Here is a 26893-nt window from a genome sequence, read left to right as displayed (position 1 = left end):
ACATCCTGTAATCTGTAGACAAAATGTAGCTAATAAAAAAAATATTAATAATTTCTTCAATAAATCCTCCTACATACATAAAACACCATATGTTACAAAACAAACATAACATCAACTCTTCATAAAAACAATATAATCCTTGGTCCTTAAGCTATCTCTTAACATAGGAGTACTTCTACATATTGATCAAGCTAAGATTTTAAAATATCCCCTACTTAAGGAATTTGTAAGTATCAAGTAAGAAAAACGAGAACTTTGTTTCGTATAATCAAAATATAAAGTGAAGGAAGAAAGATTATTTCTGGGATTAATATGCATGTGACAAGAGAAGAAATCTACGTTTTTTTAGAATAATAATATGAGTATGTCCAAGTTTTGGAGATTGCTTGCAAATATTTTTAAGTTTTCGCACCAGAACCCTAATTACCCTACCTGTTTTTTACCATCACATATTGGAGGTTAAAACATGAATAAAAAAAAGAAAATACAAAGATCAGCACTTACCTTTACCCTACTCTTTTCTTTAGGCGTTTCATCTTTCCCGCTTACAACAACTATTCACGCAGGCAGATACACGTGAGAAACAATCTGCTGAAAAGAAATTAATCTCTTTAACGGAGCGTACATCATTATTTTTTGAATATCTCCAGCAAGGTAAGTATGCAGAGGCACTACAGTTGACGTCTACTGCTTTTCAATCCAAGTTTACAGCAACCACATTACAAAACTGGTGGACACAAAGTGGCTGGAGCGGGATAAAAAGCATGGGAATCCCTGTGATAAAAGAACGAAACTTGGTCCATCAGACGGTAGAAATTCCAGCAGCTACCGAAGGAACTACCATACCACTACTCCTTAAATTCACACCTGGCGGGAAAGTAGATGAAATTGGAGAAAGGCCACCCGAGGAATCTTTTACCATCCCCCATCCTAGCTATGATCAACCTAACTCCTATCAAGAACGTGAAATCGTCATTGGAAATTCTACCTATCCGTTACCAGCGACATTAACAGTTCCGAAGCATAAGCGTGGTGAAAAGGTACCCGTCGTTGTTCTTGTGCATGGTGCTGGCATCCATGATCGCGATGCTACCTATTTGGGAACAAAAATCTTACGAGACATTGCGGTGGGCCTTTCATCCAACGGAATTGCAGTGTTGCGCTATGAAAAACGCACCTTAGAACATGCATTAAAGATGAGTGCAGAACCCGTTACGTTAGACCGTGATACTACAGATGATGCTATCTATGCAGCAAAATCAGCAGCGCAGCAGGAAGGCATTGATCCAAGTAATATTTTCATTCTTGGACATAGTCTAGGAGCCGGTACAATGCCACGTATACTGAGCAAAGCGCCTTCCTCACTTGTCCAAGGAAGTATCTTACTCGCACCACCTGCACGCCCTTTGACTGACATTGCCATTGATCAGTATGAATACCTTGGGGCGTCAAAGGAAGAAATCGATGAACTAAAAAGACAGGCTGCTTTTATTCAGGATCCTGCTTTCAATCCTGACCATCCTCCAGCTGGCTACAATTATGGGTCACCTCATTTTATGTATGATGTTTCTAGGTGGCGTCCAGTTGAAGAAACAAAATCACGAAAAGAGCCTTTACTCATTTTGCAAGGAGCACGCGATTATCAAGTAACAGTAAAAGATGAATATACAAAATGGCAGAAAGGACTTTCAAGCCGCGGGAATGTTCAGTTCAAAAAATACCCGAAATTGAATCATTTCTTCACGGAGGGTGACGGGGAATTAAGTCTTCCTAGTGAATACGAAATCCCTGCTAATGTTCCCGAGTACGTCATCCAGGACATTATTACATGGGTTAACGAGACAAAAAAATAAGAAAACATCAAAAGCCTTCATGCAATCATTATTGCGTGAAGGCTTTTTAAAACTAGTGATTTAGAGATAGCTATTATAATCAATTAATAAAAATGTATACATAGGTAAATAAAGAAGAATGGTGATTAATTAAAATGCCGTGTCCACTGCTTTTTTATTTAACAAAAAAAAGAACCTGCAAACCCGCAGATTCTCTTGATAATGATTTATATAAGTAAGACCTGAAAATATAATACAATAATTCAAAAATGAGTTCAAGTAAATAAAAAGAACCCGCTGGAGTTCGGGTCCTTTCAAAAGTGATGATGTTTTCTCGGCTTAGGAACTGAGAAAATACAAAAATATAATACATCGAGATTTAGAGAATTTCAATACCTAAATTAAAAATTGCCTTGGGGTGGATGAACATGGATAGGTAGCCAATCCACTGCTTTTTTTATTTCGCATAGGAAAAAGGAACCTGTAATGAATCCTTTTCACAATGCTACTTTATACTTATTGATTTTCCTCTTTACATCCATAAAAGCTAGTAATGCTGCAATAGCGCAAAGACCTTTAAACCAAAGGAATTCAGAAGAAAATAGTCCACCAAAGAAAGCGACCGAGTGTACAAAACAAGTAATACCAAATAGCCAAAGCATGAACTTTAATTCCTTTGAGGAATACTTATAGTTTTTAAATCTTTCCCACATATGTATCAACTTCTATTGTCCTGATGTTCTGTAGTTTTTCTTGATAATATCTCGCATATTTAAGACAAAGAATAGAAAGAAAACCAAGGCTATGATACCGTTAACCCAGTAGTATGTATGTCCTGTTGTGAATCCAGTATAGAAAGAAAAGGAATTCCAAACTAAAAGGATTGTTGAACAGATAGTAGAGATCAATAATGAACTAAAACTTCTCATGATTTTTACCTCAATTCAAATTTTCAGAACTTTTTGTATAATTATATAAAAGAGGAGTTAGACAAATTACTTCCTACAATATGAGTAAAGTGATAAATTGTATTTGTTATATAATGAAAACAAGCCATATGTAAGATGGTTTCCCCGTTACGATTAATGAGATAGTTTGATTCACCTTTTATACATTATCTGAAAAAGAACTTGTAGTGATTACTAGCTGTTCTTATTGTATTAGAAAAGAGCTCTTTAAATATAGAAGAAATAATGAAGTGTTTATTTCTCGCTTGTTAATTAAAAGTTTGTATTTTAACAGGTTTCATTAATAAACATACTTTTTATATCATTCAACAGTAAAAAATAAGGAAAAAGAGAAGAACCACCAATATTCTTCCCTTTTTCCTGTAATTAGGGTTTCTATATTAATGAATATAGAAGATTATAAAATGTTGGATGCAACAATTTACAATCAAAATTATAGCAAGATTAAAGGGTATTTTTTTATGCAATATTGCATAAAAGATTATGATTTATCTAATATACATGTCTAATGAGGAACACAAAATTCTACATAGGATGAATTTAATCCTTACGGTTTCTTTACAGTGAATTAAAAGGAGCAAAGACAAAAAGGTTAATTTTATCAATACGAGTTTTTTCTTTTATATATTAAAATGAAAGTACCCTTTCAATGTATACTGACCCCTTCAGAAATCGTGAAGGGATTTTTTTATTTAATAAATAAGTTCTACAAAACATACAAAATGTTAAACTTATAAAACCCAGTGATATCATTATGTGTGCATGAAGTCACTGGGTTTTTCTTTGTTATATAAAATTTATATAACAAAGAAAAAAGAAGCCGCTATGGATGCTTCCTCTAAAAATTTATCGCTACAAGGGGTAGCTCAGGACTTATGAGTACTTCTGTTGATGCTTCTAAACAACTACATAACTGGGTTAAGGAAGTTTTTGCTACACTTTGGTTAAGCCATACGCATAAAGCTACTAAATCTTGTGCTTGATACTTACTTGTTCGCTGTACAAATCCAACATCTCTAGCTAGATTCTGTAAGGTATTTGAGGATAAAAGACTCTTAATCTCCTGTGCAAATAATTGTAAGTCGTCAGATACAGAATTAGACATACAAAAAACGCCATCCTTTCCTATAATTCTACAGTAAGAATAACGTCTTTTTTGCTTAATGAATAGTGTGAAACCTTAGCTTTATGGAAATGTGACGGTACCTCATTTAGTCGTTTGATAACATTACATAATTTTCGTTATCGAAAGTTACCGTATTCATGTTTTAAAAGAGAATATACCTTAGAATCGCAATACATACCATTGATCATTACACTTTGTCTCAATGTTCCTTCATATGTCATTTTTAGCTTTTGCATAACTCGTTCAGACGCTGTATTCCTTATGTCGCATCTTCCTTCAATACGATTTAAATCTAATTCTTGAAAGCCAAACTTTATTAGTTCTTCTAAAGCTTCAACGATAACTCCTTTTCCCCAATACAGTGGGTTAATAACGGCTCCTAAAGAAGCGCTACTGTGTGATAATTTCCAGATGCCACAGGTTCCAATAGCTTTCTGATCCCCCTTAAACATAATAGACCATATGAAAGACTTACCTTTCTTAGTTGTATCCATCGTATTTTCTAAAAAAATACGAGTTTCATCTTTATTTTTATGTACCTCTCGAGGTACATATGTAGTTGTTTGAGGATCCGAATAGACTTCAAATAAATCATCTAAATCATGAAAATCTAGTTTTTTTAATAAAAGACGCTTTGTTTCTAATTTTGGGATTTTATATGTATCTTCCATACTCTCACCTCAGTTAATCGTTATTTATATATTATATACCTTATTCATGTAAAGTTTACATAACCTATCATTATAAGTAGTCAACAATGAATAGAATTTTCGTTATGGGGGGATTTTGATTTTTTAGGTTGATAGCGATGGGGGCACTTCAAAATCTTAGCTTGATGGGCATGGGGTATTTCTTTTTATTAGCTGAATAGCAATGTGGAGTTACCTCTTTATAAATTTGTTATGTTGTTGTACACTTGTTTATTATTTGATGTGGTTAATTTTCAAAGGAGAATTTTGATGAAAAAATATAAAGTATGTCAAAGTTGTGGAATGCCTCTTTCGAAAGATGAATTAGGTGGAGGTACAGAAAGTAATGGGAGTAAAAGTGTTAAATATTGTAGTCATTGTTATATGGATGGTAAGTTTGTTCAAGATATTACAGCAATACAAATGCAACAATTTGTACAAGAACATTTAATAAAAAATATAAAAACCCCTAAATTTCTTGCTAAGTTTCTTGTAAGAAATATTCCTAAATTAGATCGTTGGAAATAGTTTATTGGTTATATAATGTTATCATGCGTTATTTAGAACCTAGTAAATTTATTTAAAAGTTTACATTTTAACATTTTTTTCGAAATCCAACGTATAATGCTATGAGCATTCACAACATAGTTTAGGTCATTAAAAGAAAAACCACAGCAATTGCTGTGGTTTTTCTTTTTGAAACTGTGAAATCATAAGTTAAAAATAAGCTTAGTTCTCATAATCAGCTGTAGAGAGATAAAAATTTCGTTTTGGGGGGAACTTCAAAATCTTAGGTTGATGGCAATGTGGCGAGACCCCTTATTCAACATAAATATGACAATGACATAGCTAGTTTTTATACAAATACATAATCCAGATATAACATGTTATACTCAAAAAGAAATAAGCAATCCTACTTATTTTTAAGGCAAGTAAGTAGATTATATTTCATTAGTTTAGGGATATGTACAAAAAAAGAACCTATTAGGTTCTTTTTTTGTACATATCCTTATTTTTCAAATTCTTTAAAAGTATCTTTTAAATCTTTATCTGATATTTTTATATCTGCTTTCTTGAATAAATCTTTGAAGAATTGTTGTTGCCATTGTTGATCTTGTAAACGTTTCTGTTCCAATTCCTTACGAATATTATCTTTTTCCTGATCAAAAGGTTTTAACTCTTTTTTCTCTGTTAATTTAATAATATGGTAACCATAAGAAGCTTTTATTGGATCACTTACTTGTCCAACTTCTAATTTATAAGCGGCTTCTTCAAATTCAGGCTTCATTTCACCTGGACCAAACTCAGGTAATTCTCCACCTTTTTCTTTTGAACCAGGATCCTCTGAATATTGTTTTGCTAATGCTGCAAAATCTTCTCCATTATTTAATTTTTCTTTTATTTCTTTCGCCGTTTTTTCATCTTTTACTAAAATATGACTTGCTTTTAATTTTGGCTTATAAAGGCTTTTTATTTCTTTTTCTGTAACCGAAGCTTTAACAGCTTTTTCAAAAGCTATTTGTGATTTAATTTTCTTTTTAAGATCATCTTCATCTTTAGCTCCAGCCTGTGTTAAATAGGCTTTGAAATTATCACCCATTTGTTTTTTTAATTCTTCAACTTTTTTCTTTGCTTCATCATCTGAAACTTTATATTTATCTAGTAAAATCTTGTTTAACATTGCTTGTTGTAGAACGACTTTTCCCGCTGTCTCTTTCAACTCTTTATTAAATTCTTCTTGGGTCAAATTTCCTGATTTTGATGTTGCAAGATTATCTGAATTACCACATGCAGATAATAGTAAAACACTGCTCATTGCAGCACCAATAAAAATACGTCGTTTATTCAATATTATATACCTCGCTCTATAAATTAATTTGCATTTCATTATATCAAACTATTTATAATATATTTGCTATTCCCTTAATAAAATAGGACTTTTATAAGAATTACGATTTATTTATTCTTATCGCAAATGTAATATATCCAAATTTGTATATTAAAAATGATACCTATCTAGGTTTATTTGGTATGATTATTTTTAAGGACACAAAATATTGGAAGGTTTTTTTAGTTCATATGAACGAAATTTCATTTTTTTTCACTCTTAGGTTGATGGGTTTAGGCTATCACCAATTAAACTTTTACGTGCAGTAATACTCCCCTATATTGATGATATAATAGGCCGCTCAACTTTATTTTCTTTTTATTGATGGGATCGCTCATTCGAAATTGCATTATATAAAAATTGTGCATACTGTTCACGTGTTACTTTCATATCCGGAGCAAATTTCCCTTCTCCAACTCCTACTGCAATATGGTTCGATTGCACGGCACTAATCGCATCTTTTGCCCATGAATTTGCTGGAACATCGTTGAAATTATGTGGAGCCTTCACATCTAGTTTAAAAGATTTCGTAATAACTTGTGCCATTTCTGCACGTGTTAATGTAGCTTTCGGTCTAAAGTTTCCTTGATCATCCCCTTGGAAAATCCCTAGCTTAGTTAAAGCTAATATTTCCTCAGGAAACATTGTTGAATTTTTATTGATATCTCTGTATGGATTTTCATATTCATCTTGTTTTTCTATATGCAAAGTACGGTAAATTAACGCAGCTACTTGTTCACGTGTTACATCGTCTCCCATACCAAATATTCCATTTCCATAACCCGCAATAATTCCTTCATCCGCTAAATTATGAATCGCATGAAATGCCCAGTGTCCTTGTGGGACATCCTTGAATCTATTTCTATTTACTCCGGCATCGATTGTTACATCGTCATTTGAAAGAATAATAGTGTCTGTTACTCCAGCTTCATTTACATCGGAGTCAACCGTTACATTTTGTCCACTTTGTTTTGGCATGAAGATATAACCAGATGATTTCTCTACTTGTACACGATATGTGTTTGCTGTTAACCCATCAAACAAGTAGCGCCCTTCTTCATCTGTTTTTCCTTCTTTTATTACATTACGATCTTTATTTAACAGTTGAACACGAACGCCGTCCATTCCCTTTTCACTTTGATCTTGAATGCCGTTTTGATTATTATCCTCCCATACTCGGCCGCCTAACTTGAGAAGTTTATGAGATTGTAAATCATTTTTTATTACATCCCAAATTGGATTATCTTGACGTATTGGTTTCCCCTCTTCATCCCATTTTATTTTTCCTGTTCCTAATTCATAATTCATTCCTGTCCAAGTATCTTCACGGAATGCATAGAATGATTTGTGCCATTCCTTTTGATTGAATATAGACATTAAGTCTTGCATATATTGAGGTGCTCCTGGAACGGTACGATTAATCCCAAATTCCTCAGCTATGATTCGATTAGATGGTATATGATTTTTCTCAGACCAATTTTGAACAGGCTGTAAGAATGTATTTAATCCATCTTTATCCCACATCATAGGTGTTTTTAATTCTCCTACTTTTACAATTCCAGGATATTGATACTCTTTATTTTGATTTTCACGTTGGCTTGTTAATTGATATGGCTCATACATATGAAATGCATACAATGTCTTATTATCTTTAACTGGTTCAAGATATTTAAAAGCCCAAGGTGTGGCATATAGACCTGAATTTAAAATAATGGGTGTTTCTTTATCTACTTCTCGAATTGAATTAACAACTTTTTGATAAAATTTATTTAAATCTGCTGGGGTCCCCTTCACTTTTGAATACCATTTCTCATAATCTTCCGTCCAAAAATCATTATATTTATTTTTCTTAGATGTTTCTGGGTGTGGCTCATTTATAATATTGTAACCAACCACAGCAGGATGATCTTTTAATTCAAGCGCAAGGTCCTTCCAAAATTGGCTTGCTTGTTCTTGATATTTTTCTTCTTCCCAGATTCTATCATCATTCTTATTATTGTTAAATTGACGCCAACGATCACCAGGTAATGAAAGCATTGTAAGTACAACTTTAACTCCTTGTGATTGTGCAGCATCTAAATCTTTTTTTAATTTTGCTACATCCTCTTTCACTAATCCTTGATAGTTATCTGCATTACCTATAAGAAAATCTTTTCCTGGTGTATCTGGTTTGTCTCCAGAGAAGAAAGCTTCATCTTTTGCCCATTTATCAGGTGCTAAACGAACATATTCAATATTGGCCTCCTTTGCACTCTTGTAATTCTCAGGTAATGAAGTGCTATTCATAAAATTAGTGCCTGTTCTTTTAGAATTCCAAAAATCCATTTTGGAACCTGCACTTTTGTATGTCTCAGCTTTCACATTCATTTCTTGTATCCCTAAGCTCATCATGCCTATTAATGCGACTATCGGTATGATTTTTTTCATAACTTCTCCCTCGTTTCGTGTTAGTTTCCTATTATAAAATAAATCAATTATGTTACATAAATGTGACAATTTGAAATAAACATATTTTATTGATCTATAGAACCCTTTTAGGGATTTGAAAAAACATATAATTCTTTCCTTTACTTACCCCTATCTTATATCTTGTGTAACCGCCTTGAATTCTAAATTCCTTGGTAGTCTTAACTTTATAAACATTTGATTTCGAGTTACACAACATATAAAAGATTGTTAATTATACTATTTGGCGTACCACCAAATAGCCATCAAGCTAATATTTTAAAGTATCCCAAAAAGCTAATTACTTATCTAAAAAAGACAAGTAGTTAGCTTTTTGGGATACTACTGATAACGGAAATTATGAAAAAAAGTTAGCTTGAATCTAGCTTTTTCTTTTTGGCTATTTTCGTAAACAGTCTTTTTTCTTGATTACCGGTATTTTAATCTCTTTATTCATCAAATTTTGAATGTATACTTTTCCTTTGAATTTTGAGGTATCAGGGAAATTGAGATAAATTAAACAAAGGATTTCAATGTAAGCTTTTGGCTAAAAGTTTACTTTGGAGTTTTGAATCATTTATAACTAATTTTGTAATAAATTTCTCAATATAGATATACTTGTTAATTATGGTTCTAATATTCAAAATTAATGAAAAATAAATTATAATAACAATATGATAGTTATCCTTTTGTTTACTCCTTGTGCTAAAGATAAGATTGTGTTCCCGATCTTATCTTTTTTCTTTGTAGATTTTTGATACAAAAAAAGAATCCTTATCATAAGGATTCTGCAACAGGAAAGAACAAACATATAATAATAAAAAGAATTACTTATATTATAATTTAATAATAAGACAAAAATATTGAGAAAATTTAGAATGAATTGAATGTCACTACACGCTTAATTATAATTGATTAGGAGTTGGAGTAGTAATCTGTCATCTATTCCTTTTTTAAAGAAGATTGATCTCAATCTTCTTTTTTTTGGTGTTTTTTCCTCTTCCTTAAAAAAAGGAAAATAATCACTTAAGAATTGTGGAAATTGCTTGCTTGTAAACTAGTTGTTGCAGACCAAGAGCGTAAAAAAATCCATCAGCGACAAGCAGAATGGATTGCTGTAGCTAAATCTCAAGGAAAGCACTTAGGACGTCCTCAATTTAACCTTTCAACATTAAGCACAAAGCAACTAATTATAATAGAAGAAACTTACCCAAAGTGGAAAAATAGAGAAATAACAGGAGTTAAGTTTATGGAGCTATTAGAACTGAAGAAAAATACTTTTTATAAAATAGTGAAAGAATATGAAGAAAACAAAGTAGAAACTAATTTATAACGAATTAGAGCCGGAAATTTCTTAGAGTAGAAAAATCGGCTTCTTTTATGTCGAAATTTACTTAGCGTATATTTTCGTTAAAATGCGGGTGGTACCCCATGCCCATCAAGCTAAAATTTTATTACACCCCCAGAACGAAATTTTTAGGCTTTCTTGTAATGAAAAAGCTTATTTATTGTTTTGGGGGTGACCTGTTTTCTTAGGTTGATGGCAATGGGCTAGCACCAACAAAGCGTAAACTTCGTACGCTAAGCAAAATTTCATAAAGAAAAAACCGATTTCCTGTACGCTAAGAGATAATCGACTTCTTATTGTTAAGTTATCTGGAGCGCTCTTTCTCGTAATTTACCATGTTTCCCAAAGAAAATAGCAAAAGGTAAGGCTATGAACACATTTACAAAATGACGAGAAAAATGACAAAACTGTAAGAATGCACGAATGTTTGTAAGAAAGTTCGATGTTTTCCTTTTTCTTTTTTTATTATAGTGAAAAAAAGAAGGAGGAATTTGAAAATGTCTTTTTCTCAATTCAATATTGATATTTTTCGAGCAATTAATGATTTAGGTAAACAATATTCATTCCTAAATTCAGCCATGATATTTTCGGCAGAATATATGGTATATATTCTTGGTTTAATTATTATAGCTTATTGGTTTACCGAGTCTAGAAAAAGTAGGATGATGGTTATTCAAGCGATGGTTGCTTTCGTGATTGCTGAGGTGATTGGAAAAATAGCAGGGAAATTTCATTTAAATTATCAACCGTTTGCAGTATTGCCTGATGTGAATAAACTTGTCGACCATGCTGTAGATAATTCATTTCCTAGTGACCATACGATTCTCTTTTATTCGATTTGTTTTTCATTTTGGCTTGTTCGTAAAAAGACTGGATGGTTATGGCTTATACTTGCATTTTGTGTAGCGATCTCTCGTATTTGGGTAGGGGTTCATTATCCTTTTGATGTTGTAATAGGGGCTTTAATAGGATGTGTTTCAGCGTTATTTTCTTATTGGTTAGTACCGAAATTTTCTTTTATCAAGCAATTGCTTACTCTATATGAAAGAGTAGAGAAACATGTTTTACCATCTAAAAACAAATCAAAGGGATTTTGAGTATACAAGTATAAAAGTTAACGTGAAAAGTGGGGGAATTATGGGGAAAGAAATATTATTTGATAATGAAGGTCTGATTCTAAAACTAAATGGGATAACAGGATTACTTGCATTAAAACTAAAATTAAAAATGCCTTATAACACGATTAAGAGTGTGTATGTTGACTATTTTGATCCTCCACAATGGATGCTTCGTATGCCTGGAACATCAATTTCTCCTCTCAATATTTTTGAAGGAAGTTTTAAATATGCTGATGAATGGTACTTTCTCTCTTGTGAAAATAGAGTCCCTCTCGTAATGATTGAATTAAAAGGTCATGAAAAATATAAGTATGTCTTTTTTGAGATTGATGATCCTACTAAAGTAGCCGCAGATATTAGAAAACATATAAAAGATTTGTAAGTATTGACCTATCAATATATTACTTCCGCTAGCGAGAATTTTACCTTTTCACAATTATTTATGAGAATTCGGCTCATTTTTTCCGTTTTGGGGAACAATCAATTTCTTAAGTTGATGGCGATGCAATATCAGACATTTTTAGCTGAAATGGGCAGGAATATTTCAGGAGGGCAAAGACAACGAATAGCTTTGGCCAGGGCACTACTTAATAATCCAACCGTACTAGTATTGGGTGAAGCAACGAGCGCTTTGGATCATATAAGTGAAGCGCGGGCAGATTAATATTTACCAAGTATTAATTGTAAACGAATAGTGATGGCCCATCGGTTATCGACGGTGATGAATAGTGACATGATCATTGTTTTGGAGAATGGGAAGGTTTGCGATGTAGGAAATCACAGTCAGTTGTTACATACTTCAAGTTATTATCAATATTACTATAGAGAAATAAGTTCATAGCTGATTTTTCTTTACAGGCTGTTCTTAATGAATTCATGAAATGAGGCTGTACTTATATTGTAAGGAGTGGGGAAATTGAAAACGGTACTATCGGTGCAACACCTAACGAAAGAAATCAAGGGCAAGTTGATTGTGCAAGACATATCGTTCGATGTGGTAGAGGGAGAGATTATCGGACTACTTGGTGCGAACGGAGCGGGCAAGACAACCACAATGAAGATGATAGTTGGTCTAAGCACAATAAGTGCCGGGGACGTGCAGATTGCAGGTTACAGTATTAAAAGTCAGTTTTCTAAAGCACTCTTCAATGTAGGGGCAGTGATTGAAGCACCTGCATTCTATCCTTATTTGAGTGGGTACGAAAATTTACGTCAATATCAGCGTTTGCACAAAAATGTGAGTAAGGATTGGTTGCTGGAGGTAGCCAGTCTAACCGGTATAGAACATGCGCTTGAGCAGCGAGTAGGCACGTACTCCATGGGAATGAAACAACGCTTGGGAATTGCACAAGCACTACTGCAAAAGCCAAAGTTGCTTGTGTTAGATGAGCCGATGAATGCACTTGATCCTGCTGGTGTCCGTGAAACCCGGAACTATTTAAATAGAATTGCGGCAGAGTTGGGCGTAGCAATTGTGATTTCCAGTCATCAACTGTCTGAGATTGAGCAGATGGCACGCCGAGTGGTTATTATGCAGAATGGCTGCTTAGTGACAGAGCAGCGGATTGATGATGGGTTAAATGATGGGGAATTCTGTATCACACTTCGCATTGATAATGTTGAGCTTACAAGCGAAGTTGTGGTTAACTTTTTTGGGGATGATCATCATGCATTGAATTATATGCAGACAGAGAAATTATCTAACGGTTTGCATACTATGACAGTAGCTATTGATGAAGGTCAAGTTCCAAAGCTGATTCGAGCATTGTGTGATGCCGGGGTGGAAGTTCATCGGGTGTTGCCGGCACATACGAGTTTAGAGGATAAGTTTTTAAAATGGACAACTGCGCGCGGTGAGGTGAGTTAAATTGTTATGGAATGAATGTTTGAAGATAGTGAATAAAAGAATCTTTATTCTTTCACACATTGGTTTTATTGTGATGACGGTACTGTTCTCTTGGGCATACACCAGTAATCTCAAGGCTGATGATACGGTGGCTCAAATGGTAAATGCTTTGCTTGGCCTATCGGGAATGCTTGTTATTCTACCTTGGGCGATTGTTTTGTCACCTCTTATTTGGACGGATGAGTATCAATATGGTACTCTGAAACAACTATTCCTGCATACGTCCTCGCGCTCACGATTGTATGTTGCAAAAATTGCTGCGATGATTTTGCTCATCGTTACGGGTGTTGTTAATATATTCATTGTTTCTTTGTTATTGAATCTCCTGATGGCTCCACAAAACATACAATGGGGCGACATGACGGATGTTATATATTCTATCGGAGCACTTGTATTGCAATGTTGCCTATATGCAAGTCTAGCATCCTTGATTGGCGTGTGGACGAGATCAGCTGCTATCGCAGTAGGCAGTAGCTTAGTGTTATACTTTTTACAAATGATATTTGGAGGTAGTCTCTTATCTACATCATGGACACACATTCTATTCATTCATCATGATGATTTAAGTGTCTATTGGAGCACGTCACAATATAAATCGGAATTAATTGGCTTACCTATGTCGTTAGCGATAGATATCGCCTATATTTTGCTTTTCTTTGCAATTGGATTATGGTTGTTCGTCAAAGAGAGAGGAGCAGACTAAACATAAAATGGAGCTAAGAATGAAAAAAATAGGATACAGTTGTGTCGCTTATGCCGATACTCGGGATAACGGTATGGAAGACAAAATGAAAGTAGCTAATAATGATAAGTGACAATTAATTACGCTAGTCCAATAAACCAGCAGCAGTCTAGGACTTTATTTTTGTCAAAGACTATCGCTGGTTTTACATTAAAGTCAGTCTAACATTTTATCTTTTTCGGGCAGAAACAATAGAATCAGGGGTCCCATCACATCGCTATCAAGCTAATAAAACAAAATTCCCCCTAAAATGAAAAAATACGCTATTCTTTCTATAGAATCATAGGAAAGGATGGCGTTTTAGTATGAATTTATCGATTTCTGATGAATTAGAATTGTTTTCTAAAGAATTGCAACGATATATGTCACCTGATGCTTTAGAGCAATTAGCTAAAAATGTAGGATTTGTTAAACGAAAAAGTAAATACCGCGCACAAGATTTAGTGGCTCTATGTATTTGGTTAAGTCAAAATATTGCCCATACTTCATTGGTACAATTATGTAGTCGATTAGAAGCTAACACAGGCATTTCTATGAGTCCAGAAGGACTCAATCAACGTTTTAATTCTCAGGCTGTTCAGTTTTTACAACAACTCTTAGCACATTTACTTCACCAACAATTTTGTTCTTCTAACAAGATTCCAACTTTGTATACAAACTATTTTCGACGTATTCGTGTATTGGATTCTACACATTTTCAGATTCCGGATAAATTCACTTCTATATATCAAGGTTCAGGTGGTAGTGGTCAAAATGCTGGTGTGAAAATTCAACTAGAGTATGATTTACTAAGTGGTCAATTTCTTCATGTTCATGTAGGATCGGGAAAGCATAATGATAAAACGTATGGTTCTACTTGTTTAGCGTCCCTTCAACCGAACGATGTATGTATACGTGATTTAGGATACTTCGACCTAAAAGACTTACATACTATAGAAGAGTGTAATGCTTATTTTATTTCAAGATTAAAGCTCAATACACGTATATATCAAAAGAATAATGAGCCTGAATACTTTCAAAATGGAACAATAAAAAAGCACTCTGAGTACATCCAATTAGATATGGAGCAATTCATTGACCAATTACAGTCAGGTGAAACATATGAAATTCCTGAAATTTATATTGGAATGTATCAAAAACTTCCTGCAAGACTCATTCTGTACAAATTAACTGAAACACAAATGAAACATAGGCAAAAGGATTTAGCATCTAAAGAACATAAGAAGCAAATTACCTATAAAGAACGTAGTAAGAGGCTTAGTACAATTAACTTTTACATTACAAATATTCCGTTAGAATATCTACCAAAGGAACAAGTATACGATTTTTACTCCTTACGCTGGCAAATTGAACTTATTTTTAAAACATGGAAATCATTTTTTCGTATTCATCACTGTAATTCTGTAAAATTAGAACGACTAGAATGTCACTTATACGGACAATTAATAAGTATCCTTCTTTGTTCCTCCACTATGTTTCAAATGCGCCAATTACTCCTCATCAAGAAGAAACGAGAATTAAGTGAATATAAAGCAATTTATATCATCAAAGATTATTTTCCACTTATTTATCAATCTTTACAAAAAGACACCCAAGAATTAACAAAGATTCTCTTTCGTCTGTTTAATCTCTTACAGAAAAACGGACGAAAATCCCATAGGTATGAGAAGAAAACAGTCTTTGATATCTTAGGCGTCGTATACAACTTTTCTATGTCTCACAGTCATGTAGCGTAATCCAAAAAACTGAAACCTGATAGGGTTTATTTGGCATGCAAATCTTTAAAGAACTTACATTGGTCTTTAGAAAAACGAAAAAATTTCACGTGAAATTAAACTTATATAAGCTTAGCTTGATGGCAATGGGGTGGTACCCCATGCCCATCAACTTAAGGAATGTAAACACCCCCAAAACAACAAATGAGCTGACTTCTCAAAATAACTAACTGTAGAGAAAGAGAATTTTCATTTAGGGGGTACTTTTATGCTAGAAAAAAGGCTTATAAAGTTGGTAGCTCAAAAATTAAATTAGAATACTCAGTAAGTATATGCTAGACTTGGTTTACCATTTGATTTACTGTTTCCATGTCCTTTACGAGTCGGTGGTTCTTTGTTACACGGAAAAAAAGCAGACTCTCATAAAAGAGCCTGCCTTCCCTGGTTTGTAAAATTAAGAAGCTTTACGTACGTTTGAAGCTTGAGGTCCACGTTGACCTTGCTCCAAATCAAAAGTCACTGCTTGGCCTTCTTCTAAAGTTTTGTAACCTTCGCCTTGAATCGCTGAGAAATGAACGAATACATCGTCTCCACCTTCACGTTCGATGAATCCGAAGCCTTTTTCGCCATTAAACCATTTTACATTACCTTTTTCCATTTGTATTGCCTCCTAGTGTGTAAACACACACAATGTAATACTATCCTTGCTCTCAGTGATCATAAAGGTGAAAAGTTACAAATCCTTTACACCGAACAAAAATAATTCATTTTAATAATAACATTTTTTGTAATAAATGTAAAGGTGAAGAAAAGACAGCTACTATGTTTATGCAAATGTTAGAGCTAAAGAAAAACACGTTTCATAAAATAATGACGGAATATGAGGAAATAAAGTAGGATCTCTCTTATTAGAAATCCTACTTTTTCTTTGGTTGTAAGAATCTTGATGTTTTTGTATCAGAAGAGTATTGTGTATATCGAAAAAAATAAAAGACAACTCCAATTAAGAGTTGTCTTTTTGTGTAATAAAATCCCCAAAATATGAAAATATACAAACGAATATAATACGCTATGGTTGATATTATAACAAAACCGATGAGTATTGAAAATAAAAAGAATGTTGTAATGATTTTTTAAGGTTTTAGTTAAAAAATCATCGAAAATAAACCTTTTATAAAGGTTTCCTTTAAATATGATTATTTTATTTCGAGGGGTTCCTTATAAATCTTAGCTATATATTTTACAAAATCAATGACGGGATAGTATATGAGTGAACGGTGCTGCGTAAAACGAACCCCTGCTTTTTCCATTTTCGAAATGAGTTGTTCAACTTCCATCTCTTTTTGTTGTATTCTATCATAATTTTGATATACAATGTTTTTCCATTGATAGGAAGAGCCGTGAAAATAACTCTCCCCTTTTACCCTGTGACTAAATATAATTTCTATTTTTTCTCTACGTTGTTTTTCCTTCATATGCGCTTCTGTTGACTGCATGTTTATCGCCTCTTCCCTTTTTTGTTGTATAACAAAATTTGGTCTAACTCACCATACATAGCCAATGTACATTGTTCTAGTTGGGATTTGTCGTTTAAGGCTATCTCATCCACTGTATTTGGTTTTCAAGTGCTTAATCTAATATATTGGATTTACATCTAAATAAGTTGTTAATGTGTATAAAACACTATCTATCTTTATTATAAAATGATTCTTTATAAGCATGCACCTTTTTACACTCACGAAGATTTATAACATGACGAGTATCTTCATCCATGAATGTTATTCTGAATTTACTGAGGTTAGTTTCTTTATTTAGGCTAACTAACATATTGTATGCCTCAGTATCTATTTTATAAAAAAAGAAAATAGATGTAACGGTCCCCCTTTTAATAAAAAAATCCTATAAAAATATAGCGCTCTTAAAAGGTTTTGTTACAAATTTATTATGTTTGACTTAAAAAAAGGAACGTAATATTTATTTGTAGAAAATTTTAAGAGTAAAAACAGAATGACTATCTGTGATAAGAAATGGGGGGACTTTTATGCTAACAAATGATTTAGATTTCCGATTAGAACCACGTTTAAAAGAACTGTATGAACAACATAAAATTAGAGCGCAGAAGATAGACTGGGGTTATCATGAATTTTTACCATGGGATAAGGGAATGGACTTTAAAAGAGTTCCTTGGGATGAAAGTCAAGTTACTCTTCCTACTGGTGTAATTACAGCCATTGAAACAGCTTTATTAACAGAAGTGAATTTACCTTGGTTTACAACGTATTTATCTGCGACTTTTAAAGGGTCCCTCTCTGTTATTACAGACTTTATTCATACTTGGACATCAGAAGAGGATCAACATTCGAATCTATTGGAGACATATTTACTACTCACTCGAAGTGTGAATCCTAAACGAATACATGAATTAAGAAAGTCAGTCGTTGAGGGGGGATTTGAGCCTGATTTTCATACACCAATCGAAGCTATGACGTATACGACGCTACAAGAACTTGCAACGATGGTGTTTTACAATAATGTAGCTAAGGTTGCAAGTAAGCACGATTCAGATCTTGCTACATTATTACGTCGTCTTGCCAAAGATGAGACTCTTCATTATGCTTTTTATCGAGACGTCATTCGAACACATTTGGAATTAGAACCTAATTATTGCTATCATATTGCCAATGTGATTAAGAATTTTAAAATGCCAGGTGCCGTCATGCCTGATTTTGAAAATAGAATGGCTGTAATTGCAAAAGAAGCGAACTATGGACCACTACAATATTTTGATCAAGTACTTGATGTAGTGATTGAGTATTGGGGGTTAAAAGCCTTACGACCAATTGCCCCTCTAGCTGAAAAAGCAAGAATTGAGATTTTGGAGTACCACACAAGATTGAAAAAAATAAGGGATCGATTTGGTCGTTTTCAAGGGGAAAACTGATCTACGTTAATGAGTAGAGGTTTCAGAACGTGGGGAAATTCCCCTTCCCTTTATGGGAAATCTGACACACTCCCTATGTTTTTTGTGCTATTCTTATTCGATTTGATTTATGAAGAAAAAGTAATTGACAACGAAAATAATTTTATGATATTATAAAATATTTGATAAAAAATCACATATATGTTAAGGTTAAGAAGGTTACCATATATGGAGGTGGATTATATGTTTCAAATTGGCGATAACATTGTTTATCCAATGCACGGAGCAGGTATAATTGAAGCCATGGAAGAAAAAGAATTCTCAGGAAAAAAACAACAGTATTTTGTCATAAAAATGTCGATCAGTAATATGCAAGTCATGATTCCTACGGGTAAAATATTGAATTCGAATATACGCCCAGTTATTGATATACTTGCATTAAAGCACATTATACACATTTTTCACAATGAAGAATCCTGTAAATTACTGCCGTGGAAACAAAGGCATAAAGTGAACACGGACAAAATAAAAACGGGTGAAATACAAGAAGGTGCTGAAGTTGTACGGGATTTAATGCGTATGAAGAAAGAAAAAGCACTCAATACAAGCGAAAAAAAATTGTTGGATGATGCATATAGATTTTTGGTCAGTGAACTAGAATTAATTAAAGGAATCACTGAAAATCAAATAAAAAGTTTCTGTTAAGGTTCATTAAAAATAATGAATTATATCCTCCGAAAACATCCTGAATTTTCGGGAATATGATGAGTATTAAAAGCAAATCATTTCAAAGACATTCAATTTCTTCAACTCACTTTTAGAGTAGGAACCTCTTTTGTTATTACTTCAATCTAATCCATTTTTATTTTTAAATTTCTTTTACGAACGTTCGAAGTTTCATTAAATAACTCGATCAAATAGTCACTTGAATTTTTGTAATCCTGATTCACACTGGCACGGACAAGGAGCCGTAAGGATGAAAGAGAGGTAGGGCTTTCATTGTTTTAGGTATATATATCTAAGTCATTATTTCTAGAAAAAAAATCAATCTCATCTCTATCTTTAAGAATTTTTACATTTACTGAGACAGTGAATAGTAATTGTTTATCTTCTTTTCATAAGAGAGATACGCGAGTTGGTAACATCTAAATATATGGTCAACGATATAAATTGATGGGATTTCTAGAACTAGAACCCATTTTTACAATTTATTTAACATAATAAGATTAAATGAAACAATAAGAAGGAGTGAAGATATGAAACGCATGCCAACGCAAGAATTAAGTAACGAGTTAAAGAAGCGGAAAGGGATTACTTCTATTAAGATTGAGCCTTATGAAAAAATTGAAGTTGGTGGAATTGTTGTAGATGGACCGGCTGTTATTTTAATTAATCAAGAATACCTAAAAATTGTTGAATGAAGAAAAGGATGATCCTTTACGAAAAGGGATGATCCTTTTTGTTTGCTGCAACTTTCATTTGATGTGTTGGGATTAAAAGGAAGGAGAGGGTCGAGATTATCATGCTGGAAAGCTTAATATTGGTAGGATTTCTTTTTACGTTATATAAATTAGTTGATAAAAAAACAAACTAATTTATATAACGATATATTATTTCCTTTTTAAGGGTGAGATTTATTTGATAGTGAAATGGATAATTTAAAGGAGGAATTTAGATGAATGCAAGGAAAGAACGCATAAAATACGAAAAGATGTCAAAGAATTATGACCGTATTTATTCAGTTTCGTTTATCCTACTAATTATACTTGTTTGTAGTAGTGTGATTATCATAGGAGCTACAGGAGGAAAATATGGAGTGTTTTTATTATTAGCAATTTTACTTAACGCACGTATTACGAAAGAATCTCAAAAAAAGTATGAGCACTATTCTAATAAAGGGCGTATTTAAAATGATACATATCCAGAAAGGAACAACCTAGATGTATATTCAAAATATCCCTTTATCACCTCCTATTAACTGGTAAAAGAAACTTTATATAAATCATTTTTTAGCAACGTAGAAATAGAAACCGTACTCTATTAAAATGTTATTTTCGTTCCTATAATGAATTATCCTTCTAGCATATTTATAAGATTTATATCATATATTAGTAGAAAGAATGCAAGTTAGAAAGGAGTCTTATAGAATGAGTTATTCGAAAGGAAATGACTTGAGTGAACAACATATGGTAAGTACACCTAACCCCTATGTATATCAGACATTACAATCAGTAATTGGTAAGCATGTGGTTATTGAAACTGTAAGAGGCAATATAAGAGGTAAATTAAAGGATGTGAAACCAGATCATTTGCTCATTGAAGATACGGCGCCATATATTGTATTCATTCAACAAATTGTATGGATTATGCCAAAGCAATAATCAAATTTATAAAAAATTAATGTCATAGTCCACCAAGTAAAAACACAGGGTTTTATCTCTGTGTTTCTTCAAATTTCCGTTTTTGAATATATGCCTGAGCATGAATAAGTTCTTCTTGAAGCTCTTTTAATTCTTTTGTAGATTCTGATTCAATAGCCATGTAAGTAGTAACTAAACTAATCATCATATCCATCTTCTCTACTATATTTTGAATGACTTGTTCAGATTGCTCTTTTTTAGGGTGTTGTATTGCTATTAATACATTTTCTATATAATTGTTCTTTCTTTGCTGGATATCATAAATAAACTGTTTTGTGTTTGAGTTCATTTGTTATTCCTCCGTTTTGGATATACTTCTATTCTATCATATTTGAATGGAAAATATTGAATTCTCCTACATTTACACTTGTCTCGCACATCTCCTCAAATATACAAACTACTTCCTTAACATACAAGGAACTAAGCGAAATGTGTCAATTTTATGTCTAAACGTACAATTTTCTTTTATGGGTATGGTGACCCCATCGCCATCAAGCTAAAATTTCGTTCTGGGGTAATTCCGAATTCTTAAGTTGATGGCATGAGGGCGAGCCCCTAAAATACAATTCCGCTAGAAATATTTGCGCTATATTCTCTTTTATTTTATCTTTGCACCAGAACCTTACAATGATGATAGTTGATTAACCACACATTCTAAAAATTTTTCTACCTTTTCTTTTGATGTATCCGGCGCATGATAACCAATCGTAAATGTAAGTCTTCCATTCAAGTTCTTGATCATTTCCTTCTGCAAAAAGACAAATAGGTGCGTTAGTACCAGATGAATGTTCCTCCCAGTAAGGAATATCATTTTCTACAAAACGGCTGTTCAAAACCGGCTGCAATTGTAACGTTATCCTTATTGATTGTTCAAGTATTTTCTTTGATATACCTACAGGAAAATAAAGAACTGCATTAATTTGTTGATCTGCAGAATAAAGACCTAATAAATAATTCATTCGATCTTGAGGTGTTACTGAATACTTTCTTTTTTCCATAATTTTGTCCCCTTTTTAAGACTTTTTTTGGCTATATCTTCGTTCTCCATATGGTTGTAACTTTTCTAGCTATTTTTCTTCAAGAGCTAATAATGCTTATTTTTCGATTTTCTCAAGAAAGCATCTTTTCCGTATTGGTTTCATTCTTTTTGTAGCTCTTTGTTGTTGGTGGTATACCCATTTTTTTATTGTTATTAACACTTCCTATCTCTTTCGAATATAAATAAACATAAGTTTATTTCGTTTGAATATATACAAACATATTATAATAATGTTTGTATATATTCAATAAAAAAACAAACGAATCATTTTTATGTCTGTTAGGAGTATCGCCACATCGCTATCAAGCTAAGTTTATGTAAAATCAATTTTAGGTGAGATTGTTTCTTTTTTCTAAAGGGCAAGTGTAGGTGATTGAAAGATTTGCATACGAAATAAACCCTAACGGGTTTCACTTTTTTGAATTAAGCGGCTTGATTATCAGAAAGGGTACAATTGTAAACGACACCTAATATATCAAAAACCGTTTTTTCTCATATCGATGAGATTTTCACCCGTTTTGCTGTAGAAGGGGTACAGCCGAGATACGTGTAAAAATAGGCCATAGCCTTACTTTTTTTCCAACTATGACCTATTGAGCTTATAGGGGTAGCACCATACATCCATCAACTTAAGAAAAATAAACACCCCAAAAACAAAAAATGAGCTGACTTCTCAAAATAACTAACTGTAGAGAAAGAAAAATTTCATTTAGTAGGTACTTCAAAACCTTAGCTTGATGGCGATGGGGTCACCATATCAAAAAAAGTAACTTGTACGTTAGATACATTTTCCAACCACTTCTTGTTCGTTAAGGAACTCGTTATTTGTTTACAGTTTTTTATTATGAAATTCTAAATAACTAATTATAATAGGTGAAAAAAACGATCAATAGTTGGGGTACGGAAAGGATTCGAATTTACATTCTTTCTCAATACATATCATGGATAAATAAAGTAAAATATGGGTTGGGGCTATGTCTCATGTTGTGTTAATCCTAACAATAACTAAGGGTACATAATATGCTTTCATACCTTTGAATAATTTAGTTGTAGAAGGGATGGAGATTTAACTGGCTCAAATTGTTGGTATTAATAGATACCTTTGTACTGGGGCTTTAATCTATATGCGTGAGGGCCTTTCCCTAAGTCTTGTCAGGAAGTAAGGAACAGTAAGCAAACACTTATACAATATGAATAGAGGAGAGGAATGCCATATGAAAATACGTAGTCAAATTACATGTGCAAGTCTGGCCCTTTTAATAGCTGGAAGTTCCCTGTTATATACAACACCAACCTCAATTGTAAAAGCAGAGCCTACTCAAAATGTATCTAGTTCGTTACAAACAAATACTCAACGAGATCGTACTTCCGTCAAGCAAGCAATGCGGGATACATTGCAATTTGGATACCCGGGGATACTTGCTAAAACTTCTGAGGGTGGAAAAACGTGGGGGTATGCCGCTGGAATAGCGGATCTGAGAACTAAGAAACCAATGAAAACAGATTTTCGCTTTCGCATTGGGAGTGTAACGAAGACGTTCACCGCAACAGTTGTACTTCAATTAGTTGGAGAGAATCGCCTGAAGCTAGACGACCACATCGAAGACTGGTTGCCTGGTGTCATTCAAGGAAATGGATATGATGGTAACAAGATTACTATCCGGGAGATATTGAACCATACAAGTGGTATCGCTGAATACTCAAGGTCAAAAGACGTTGATTTTACGGATACAAAAAAATCGTATACGGCTGCAGAGTTAGTGAAGATGGGGATTTCTCTTCCCCCAGACTTTGCTCCAGGAAAGGGCTGGTCTTATTCAAACACAGGATACGTATTACTGGGCATTCTTATTGAAAAAGTAACTGGAAACAGCTATGCGGAAGAGGTTGAAAATCGAATTATTGAACCACTTGAATTGTCGAATACATTCCTACCAGGCAACTCAAGTGTTATTCCAGGCACTAACCATGCCCGTGGATATGTCCAACCAGACGGAGCAAGTGAGCTAAAAGACGTTACTTATTATAACCCAAGTGCAGGTAGCTCTGCTGGAGATATGATTTCTACTGCTGACGACTTAAACAAATTCTTCTCTTACTTGCTCGGTGGCAAATTACTGAAAGAACAGCAACTAAAACAAATGCTTACTACAGTTCCTACAGGAAAAGAAGGAATCGATGGATATGGTCTTGGAATCTATGAAACTAAGCTTCCAAGCGGTGTCTCGATATGGGGACACACAGGTGGCATTCTAGGGTTTACTACTCTTGTTGGAGGTAAACTTGGAGGCAAGCATACGCTGGTCGTCAATTGGAATAGTTTGGGTAGAACTGACAGTCCTAATCCTTTTAAAAAAATTTTACTTGCTGAATTTAGCAAGTAGGAAAAAAGGAAAAATTTATCGTAGTTTTCATAGTTAAAAATATACTTTTCTGTTTCAAAAGCCCCAACTTATTTTCAAAAAAAATAAGTTGGGGCTTTTTTTGTTTTGGTGGCGTTTATTCTTCTTAAGTTGACGGCCATGTAAGGTGACCCCCTATTATAAATAGTATGACATTAATTTTTCTTTTTATTTATATAATATATAATTGCATTATATAAAAATTCAGCTAAGTCTTCATTACTAAATTGATTTATGTAATTTTTAAATCGATTATCAAATTTATACGCATTTGCAATACATGTCAACATTTCAGAATCACACACAATAGATTGTTCGAGATAACTTTTCCACTCTACAATTAATTGCTGTACTTCATCGGAAGTAGGTGATTGATTAATATAGGAAGCAATTTTCCTAAACACTCTTTCCATTTTTTGTTCGAATTCATGAAATAAGTTCGCTTTTTCATTAGGAGAGAGATTTTTCAATTTCTCCTCAAATTCTTTGTATTTTTCTGTTTCCCCATAGATGAATTTCGCTTCATGAGTATATTGTTCTTGTAATGATAAAATGGATGAATTATTAAAAATATTTAAGTTGTAAATATCCTTTCCTGATACATACTCATCCACCGCAGTAATAACTGCTTCTAAACGTTGTTTTTTTAACAATAAAGTTTGGTTATGCTTCTTTAACAATTGTTGCTGTTCTTCTCTCGTAAGCTTCAATACATCCGCAATTTCCTTTAGAGAAAATTCCATTTCCTTAAAAAATAGAATCGTTTGAAGCTGTGCTAAACTGTTCCTATCATAGAGTCGATAACCATTATCTGTTAAGTAAATTGGCTTTAATAGATTTATTTTATCATAATATTGTAAGGTTCTTTTGGTTATGCCTGTAATTTGGACAATATCTTTAACCGTTAATAATTGTTTCTTCATCCCAAAATCCTTTTATTTCATCTAGTATTAAATTGGCAGGAATTATTGTGGCTTCAAAGATGTTTTTTCCTGTTTTCTCTAAATAGTATTTGATTAAATAGTATCCACAGGCATAACCAGCAGCATAAGGCATATTGACTGGTATATAGTTTTGAAGTTTTGCTAATTCATCACCATAAAGATACGGTGCAATTTTATCAAATCCTGTTAATTGTAATTGTTCCTTGAGCACGGGTTTAATACGTCTATTAAGCATTTCCATAGTTGTTTTCGATACCCAAGGACCGAGTAGATCTTCCCCAAAAATAGAAGTAGCAAAGTTTTCTGCTAAACCCTCACTAACAATTAATTCACCTAAAGTAACCGTATGGTCCCACTGAATAAATTGATATCGAACATTATGATTACATTCATGTGCTAAAGCAGCCTTCATTCGAGGTATTGTGTATTCATTTGGCACAAATGTACACAAAATATAGCCAGGGATACCTCCATCACCACTATATCCTTCATTTAACATTAATGAAGGGCTATTTGGATCCCCTAATAGAATCGTGAATAAGTAATCAGATACACGAAGGTTCACATCATGCTCTCTAAATAAATGAAGGCTTTTCCTAACAGCTTCTTTACACTCAGACCAAAAAGAATCAGACGAAATCAATTCTAATTCTGGTGTAATCTCATTTGTAATCTGATTAGGAGAAATGCTCATTATATTATTCAATGTAATAACATCAAAGCCATTTTGCTCCTCAGCTTTAAAAGGAACATATTGAATTTCCCATTTCCCCATAAACGGAGCCAACATTTCTTGTCTGTATAATTCAACCTTTTCCTCTTTTGGAGCTTGTAAAATTTTTCGATATATTTTATCGGACCGTAATGATTTTATATTCATTTCTTTCACTCCTTATTTAATATAGTTAAAATTATGCACTATGACGTTACGTTATAGTCAAGTGGGTTAACTAAAAATATAGCAAGAGAATGGAATTATATGTTTTTTGAAATATATTAATAGGACACTTTCATTTGTAATTACCTTAGCTTAGTTTGGATGTTGAACGTATTTGAAAATGTCTCCAAAGCCGAATTTTAAACAACCTTATTGGGGCCCACCACACATCCATTAAGCTATGCTATTGAAATACCCCCTTGCTATCAAGTTAAAAAATCTGTTGTTCTCCAAAACGATAAAAATAAACTTTGGTTCTATAAAAACACAAAATTTTCATTTAGGGGGTACTTAAAAATGTTAGCTTGATAGCCATGTGGCGCTACCCCACTAACACCATATTAGGTCTAGAAGGAGCACCTACACTGGGAAGTGTAAATCAAATTCCAAAACTATAAATACTGGATTTATACTAAAAAACAAGCATTTTGAAAAAACTCATCAAAATGCTTGT

At 33.2% G+C, this 26893-nt stretch carries 23 protein-coding genes and 5 pseudogenes; 16 read left to right on the top strand and 12 right to left on the bottom strand.

Annotation, left to right across the window (positions count from 1 at the left end; all coding sequences use genetic code 11):
- Positions 1 to 466 precede the first annotated feature (466 nt).
- Positions 467 to 1853, top strand: a pseudogene (locus ACS2FK_RS05880) (alpha/beta fold hydrolase).
- A gap of 476 nt (positions 1854 to 2329) precedes the next feature.
- Here ACS2FK_RS05880 and ACS2FK_RS05875 read toward each other — a convergent pair.
- From ACS2FK_RS05875 to ACS2FK_RS05860, 4 genes and pseudogenes are all read right to left on the bottom strand, one after another.
- The gene (locus ACS2FK_RS05875) at positions 2330 to 2545 is read right to left on the bottom strand and encodes a hypothetical protein (protein WP_059304065.1); all 216 of its coding nucleotides are present in this window, start codon (positions 2543 to 2545) and stop codon (positions 2330 to 2332) included.
- Between the two features lie 12 nt (positions 2546 to 2557).
- A complete protein-coding gene (locus ACS2FK_RS05870; RefSeq protein ID WP_075313732.1) occupies positions 2558 to 2761 on the bottom strand; it encodes a hypothetical protein in 204 nt (67 codons plus the stop codon).
- Positions 2762 to 3665: 904 nt separating this feature from the next.
- Positions 3666 to 3905 (bottom strand): annotated as a pseudogene (locus ACS2FK_RS05865) (IS4 family transposase); the annotation flags it as partial.
- A 137-nt stretch (positions 3906 to 4042) separates the two neighbouring features.
- Positions 4043 to 4597, bottom strand: coding sequence for a GNAT family N-acetyltransferase (locus tag ACS2FK_RS05860; RefSeq protein ID WP_063546646.1), 555 nt, complete (start codon positions 4595 to 4597; stop codon positions 4043 to 4045).
- 288 nt (positions 4598 to 4885) lie between these two features.
- On the opposite strand from ACS2FK_RS05860, the gene ACS2FK_RS05855 reads away from it, so the two are divergent.
- Complete coding sequence (locus ACS2FK_RS05855) at positions 4886 to 5143, top strand: zinc ribbon domain-containing protein (RefSeq protein WP_000760218.1); 258 nt, start codon at positions 4886 to 4888, stop codon at positions 5141 to 5143.
- Positions 5144 to 5624: 481 nt separating this feature from the next.
- Here ACS2FK_RS05855 and ACS2FK_RS05850 read toward each other — a convergent pair whose 3' ends face one another.
- Positions 5625 to 6464, bottom strand: coding sequence for a peptidylprolyl isomerase (locus ACS2FK_RS05850; protein ID WP_059304068.1), 840 nt, complete (start codon positions 6462 to 6464; stop codon positions 5625 to 5627).
- Positions 6465 to 6821: 357 nt separating this feature from the next.
- Positions 6822 to 8930, bottom strand: coding sequence for an S-layer homology domain-containing protein (locus ACS2FK_RS05845; RefSeq protein WP_080469745.1), 2109 nt, complete (start codon positions 8928 to 8930; stop codon positions 6822 to 6824).
- 1081 nt (positions 8931 to 10011) lie between these two features.
- Between ACS2FK_RS05845 and ACS2FK_RS05840 the strand changes: the two are divergent.
- From ACS2FK_RS05840 to ACS2FK_RS05810, 7 genes and pseudogenes are all read left to right on the top strand, one after another.
- Positions 10012 to 10281: pseudogene (locus ACS2FK_RS05840) on the top strand (recombinase family protein); the annotation flags it as partial.
- 512 nt (positions 10282 to 10793) lie between these two features.
- Positions 10794 to 11393 carry an undecaprenyl-diphosphatase gene (locus ACS2FK_RS05835; protein WP_063546644.1) on the top strand — a complete coding sequence of 200 codons (600 nt, stop codon included), beginning with the start codon at positions 10794 to 10796 and terminating at the stop codon, positions 11391 to 11393.
- Positions 11394 to 11433: 40 nt separating this feature from the next.
- Positions 11434 to 11796: a hypothetical protein gene (locus ACS2FK_RS05830; RefSeq protein ID WP_063549262.1), complete on the top strand. Its 363-nt coding sequence runs from the start codon at positions 11434 to 11436 to the stop codon at positions 11794 to 11796.
- Between the two features lie 60 nt (positions 11797 to 11856).
- The gene (locus tag ACS2FK_RS05825; RefSeq protein WP_320561278.1) at positions 11857 to 12078 is read left to right on the top strand and encodes an ATP-binding cassette domain-containing protein; all 222 of its coding nucleotides are present in this window, start codon (positions 11857 to 11859) and stop codon (positions 12076 to 12078) included.
- A gap of 252 nt (positions 12079 to 12330) precedes the next feature.
- On the top strand, positions 12331 to 13281 hold the full coding sequence (locus ACS2FK_RS05820) for an ABC transporter ATP-binding protein (protein ID WP_063546642.1): 951 nt from the start codon (positions 12331 to 12333) through the stop codon (positions 13279 to 13281).
- A gap of 1 nt (position 13282) precedes the next feature.
- Positions 13283 to 14023, top strand: a complete 741-nt coding sequence (locus ACS2FK_RS05815) for an ABC transporter permease (RefSeq protein WP_063546640.1) — start codon at positions 13283 to 13285, stop codon at positions 14021 to 14023.
- 344 nt (positions 14024 to 14367) lie between these two features.
- On the top strand, positions 14368 to 15798 hold the full coding sequence (locus ACS2FK_RS05810) for an IS4 family transposase (RefSeq protein ID WP_063546638.1): 1431 nt from the start codon (positions 14368 to 14370) through the stop codon (positions 15796 to 15798).
- A gap of 433 nt (positions 15799 to 16231) precedes the next feature.
- On the opposite strand, the gene ACS2FK_RS05805 is transcribed toward ACS2FK_RS05810, so the two are convergent.
- Positions 16232 to 16435 (bottom strand): cold-shock protein, encoded by a 204-nt coding sequence (locus ACS2FK_RS05805; protein ID WP_000410775.1) that lies wholly within the window; start codon positions 16433 to 16435, stop codon positions 16232 to 16234.
- A gap of 131 nt (positions 16436 to 16566) precedes the next feature.
- Between ACS2FK_RS05805 and ACS2FK_RS05800 the strand changes: the two are divergent.
- Positions 16567 to 16674 (top strand): annotated as a pseudogene (locus ACS2FK_RS05800) (integrase); the annotation flags it as partial.
- Positions 16675 to 16973: 299 nt separating this feature from the next.
- On the opposite strand, the gene ACS2FK_RS05795 reads toward ACS2FK_RS05800, so the two are convergent.
- Positions 16974 to 17273 carry a hypothetical protein gene (locus tag ACS2FK_RS05795; RefSeq protein WP_059304069.1) on the bottom strand — a complete coding sequence of 100 codons (300 nt, stop codon included), beginning with the start codon at positions 17271 to 17273 and terminating at the stop codon, positions 16974 to 16976.
- A 545-nt stretch (positions 17274 to 17818) separates the two neighbouring features.
- On the opposite strand from ACS2FK_RS05795, the gene ACS2FK_RS05790 reads away from it, so the two are divergent.
- From ACS2FK_RS05790 to ACS2FK_RS05770, 5 genes are all read left to right on the top strand, one after another.
- On the top strand, positions 17819 to 18718 hold the full coding sequence (locus tag ACS2FK_RS05790; RefSeq protein WP_140157177.1) for an acyl-ACP desaturase: 900 nt from the start codon (positions 17819 to 17821) through the stop codon (positions 18716 to 18718).
- Between the two features lie 222 nt (positions 18719 to 18940).
- Positions 18941 to 19402, top strand: a complete 462-nt coding sequence (locus ACS2FK_RS05785) for a CarD family transcriptional regulator (protein WP_140157178.1) — start codon at positions 18941 to 18943, stop codon at positions 19400 to 19402.
- A 551-nt stretch (positions 19403 to 19953) separates the two neighbouring features.
- On the top strand, positions 19954 to 20118 hold the full coding sequence (locus ACS2FK_RS05780) for a BC1881 family protein (RefSeq protein ID WP_000827566.1): 165 nt from the start codon (positions 19954 to 19956) through the stop codon (positions 20116 to 20118).
- 254 nt (positions 20119 to 20372) lie between these two features.
- Complete coding sequence (locus ACS2FK_RS05775) at positions 20373 to 20606, top strand: hypothetical protein (protein WP_000993974.1); 234 nt, start codon at positions 20373 to 20375, stop codon at positions 20604 to 20606.
- Between the two features lie 238 nt (positions 20607 to 20844).
- Positions 20845 to 21078: a YuzF family protein gene (locus ACS2FK_RS05770; RefSeq protein ID WP_059304072.1), complete on the top strand. Its 234-nt coding sequence runs from the start codon at positions 20845 to 20847 to the stop codon at positions 21076 to 21078.
- 52 nt (positions 21079 to 21130) lie between these two features.
- Here the strand turns inward: ACS2FK_RS05770 and ACS2FK_RS05765 are convergent, their stop codons facing one another.
- Entirely contained in the window at positions 21131 to 21406 is a 276-nt protein-coding gene (locus ACS2FK_RS05765; protein WP_059304073.1) for a hypothetical protein, read from the bottom strand.
- A gap of 370 nt (positions 21407 to 21776) precedes the next feature.
- A pseudogene (locus ACS2FK_RS05760) lies at positions 21777 to 22115 on the bottom strand (condensation domain-containing protein); the annotation flags it as partial.
- A gap of 1255 nt (positions 22116 to 23370) precedes the next feature.
- Between ACS2FK_RS05760 and ACS2FK_RS05755 the strand changes: the two are divergent.
- Positions 23371 to 24540, top strand: coding sequence for a serine hydrolase domain-containing protein (locus tag ACS2FK_RS05755; RefSeq protein ID WP_063546634.1), 1170 nt, complete (start codon positions 23371 to 23373; stop codon positions 24538 to 24540).
- Between the two features lie 173 nt (positions 24541 to 24713).
- Here ACS2FK_RS05755 and ACS2FK_RS05750 read toward each other — a convergent pair whose 3' ends face one another.
- Both ACS2FK_RS05750 and ACS2FK_RS05745 read right to left on the bottom strand, forming a co-directional pair.
- Positions 24714 to 25481, bottom strand: coding sequence for a MerR family transcriptional regulator (locus tag ACS2FK_RS05750; RefSeq protein ID WP_063546632.1), 768 nt, complete (start codon positions 25479 to 25481; stop codon positions 24714 to 24716).
- Positions 25456 to 26382, bottom strand: coding sequence for a DUF2268 domain-containing protein (locus ACS2FK_RS05745; protein WP_061667712.1), 927 nt, complete (start codon positions 26380 to 26382; stop codon positions 25456 to 25458). Before ACS2FK_RS05745 ends, ACS2FK_RS05750 begins: the two co-directional genes overlap by 26 nt.
- Positions 26383 to 26893: the final 511 nt, after the last annotated feature.

It is taken from the genome of Bacillus cereus group sp. BceL220, from assembly GCF_051776965.1.
GTDB lineage: Bacteria > Bacillota > Bacilli > Bacillales > Bacillaceae_G > Bacillus_A > Bacillus_A cereus.
Note: the sequence above shows the minus strand (reverse complement) of the source record. Positions and strands in the feature narration are given on the sequence as shown.

Excerpts from the sequence above, each read along its gene's own strand:
- ACS2FK_RS05810 (WP_063546638.1), top strand. The coding sequence starts at position 14,368 with ATGAATTTATCGATTTCTGATGAATTAGAATTGTTTTCTAAAGAATTG.
- ACS2FK_RS05875 (WP_059304065.1), bottom strand. The coding sequence starts at position 2,545 with ATGTGGGAAAGATTTAAAAACTATAAGTATTCCTCAAAGGAATTAAAG.
- ACS2FK_RS05780 (WP_000827566.1), top strand. The coding sequence starts at position 19,954 with ATGAAACGCATGCCAACGCAAGAATTAAGTAACGAGTTAAAGAAGCGG.
- ACS2FK_RS05770 (WP_059304072.1), top strand. The coding sequence starts at position 20,845 with ATGAGTTATTCGAAAGGAAATGACTTGAGTGAACAACATATGGTAAGT.
- ACS2FK_RS05785 (WP_140157178.1), top strand. The coding sequence starts at position 18,941 with ATGTTTCAAATTGGCGATAACATTGTTTATCCAATGCACGGAGCAGGT.
- ACS2FK_RS05845 (WP_080469745.1), bottom strand. The coding sequence starts at position 8,930 with ATGAAAAAAATCATACCGATAGTCGCATTAATAGGCATGATGAGCTTA.
- ACS2FK_RS05830 (WP_063549262.1), top strand. The coding sequence starts at position 11,434 with ATGGGGAAAGAAATATTATTTGATAATGAAGGTCTGATTCTAAAACTA.
- ACS2FK_RS05805 (WP_000410775.1), bottom strand. The coding sequence starts at position 16,435 with ATGGAAAAAGGTAATGTAAAATGGTTTAATGGCGAAAAAGGCTTCGGA.
- ACS2FK_RS05795 (WP_059304069.1), bottom strand. The coding sequence starts at position 17,273 with ATGCAGTCAACAGAAGCGCATATGAAGGAAAAACAACGTAGAGAAAAA.
- ACS2FK_RS05855 (WP_000760218.1), top strand. The coding sequence starts at position 4,886 with ATGAAAAAATATAAAGTATGTCAAAGTTGTGGAATGCCTCTTTCGAAA.
- ACS2FK_RS05765 (WP_059304073.1), bottom strand. The coding sequence starts at position 21,406 with ATGAACTCAAACACAAAACAGTTTATTTATGATATCCAGCAAAGAAAG.
- ACS2FK_RS05790 (WP_140157177.1), top strand. The coding sequence starts at position 17,819 with ATGCTAACAAATGATTTAGATTTCCGATTAGAACCACGTTTAAAAGAA.
- ACS2FK_RS05755 (WP_063546634.1), top strand. The coding sequence starts at position 23,371 with ATGAAAATACGTAGTCAAATTACATGTGCAAGTCTGGCCCTTTTAATA.
- ACS2FK_RS05745 (WP_061667712.1), bottom strand. The coding sequence starts at position 26,382 with ATGAATATAAAATCATTACGGTCCGATAAAATATATCGAAAAATTTTA.
- ACS2FK_RS05835 (WP_063546644.1), top strand. The coding sequence starts at position 10,794 with ATGTCTTTTTCTCAATTCAATATTGATATTTTTCGAGCAATTAATGAT.
- ACS2FK_RS05860 (WP_063546646.1), bottom strand. The coding sequence starts at position 4,597 with ATGGAAGATACATATAAAATCCCAAAATTAGAAACAAAGCGTCTTTTA.
- ACS2FK_RS05775 (WP_000993974.1), top strand. The coding sequence starts at position 20,373 with ATGAATGCAAGGAAAGAACGCATAAAATACGAAAAGATGTCAAAGAAT.
- ACS2FK_RS05870 (WP_075313732.1), bottom strand. The coding sequence starts at position 2,761 with ATGAGAAGTTTTAGTTCATTATTGATCTCTACTATCTGTTCAACAATC.
- ACS2FK_RS05750 (WP_063546632.1), bottom strand. The coding sequence starts at position 25,481 with ATGAAGAAACAATTATTAACGGTTAAAGATATTGTCCAAATTACAGGC.
- ACS2FK_RS05825 (WP_320561278.1), top strand. The coding sequence starts at position 11,857 with ATGAGAATTCGGCTCATTTTTTCCGTTTTGGGGAACAATCAATTTCTT.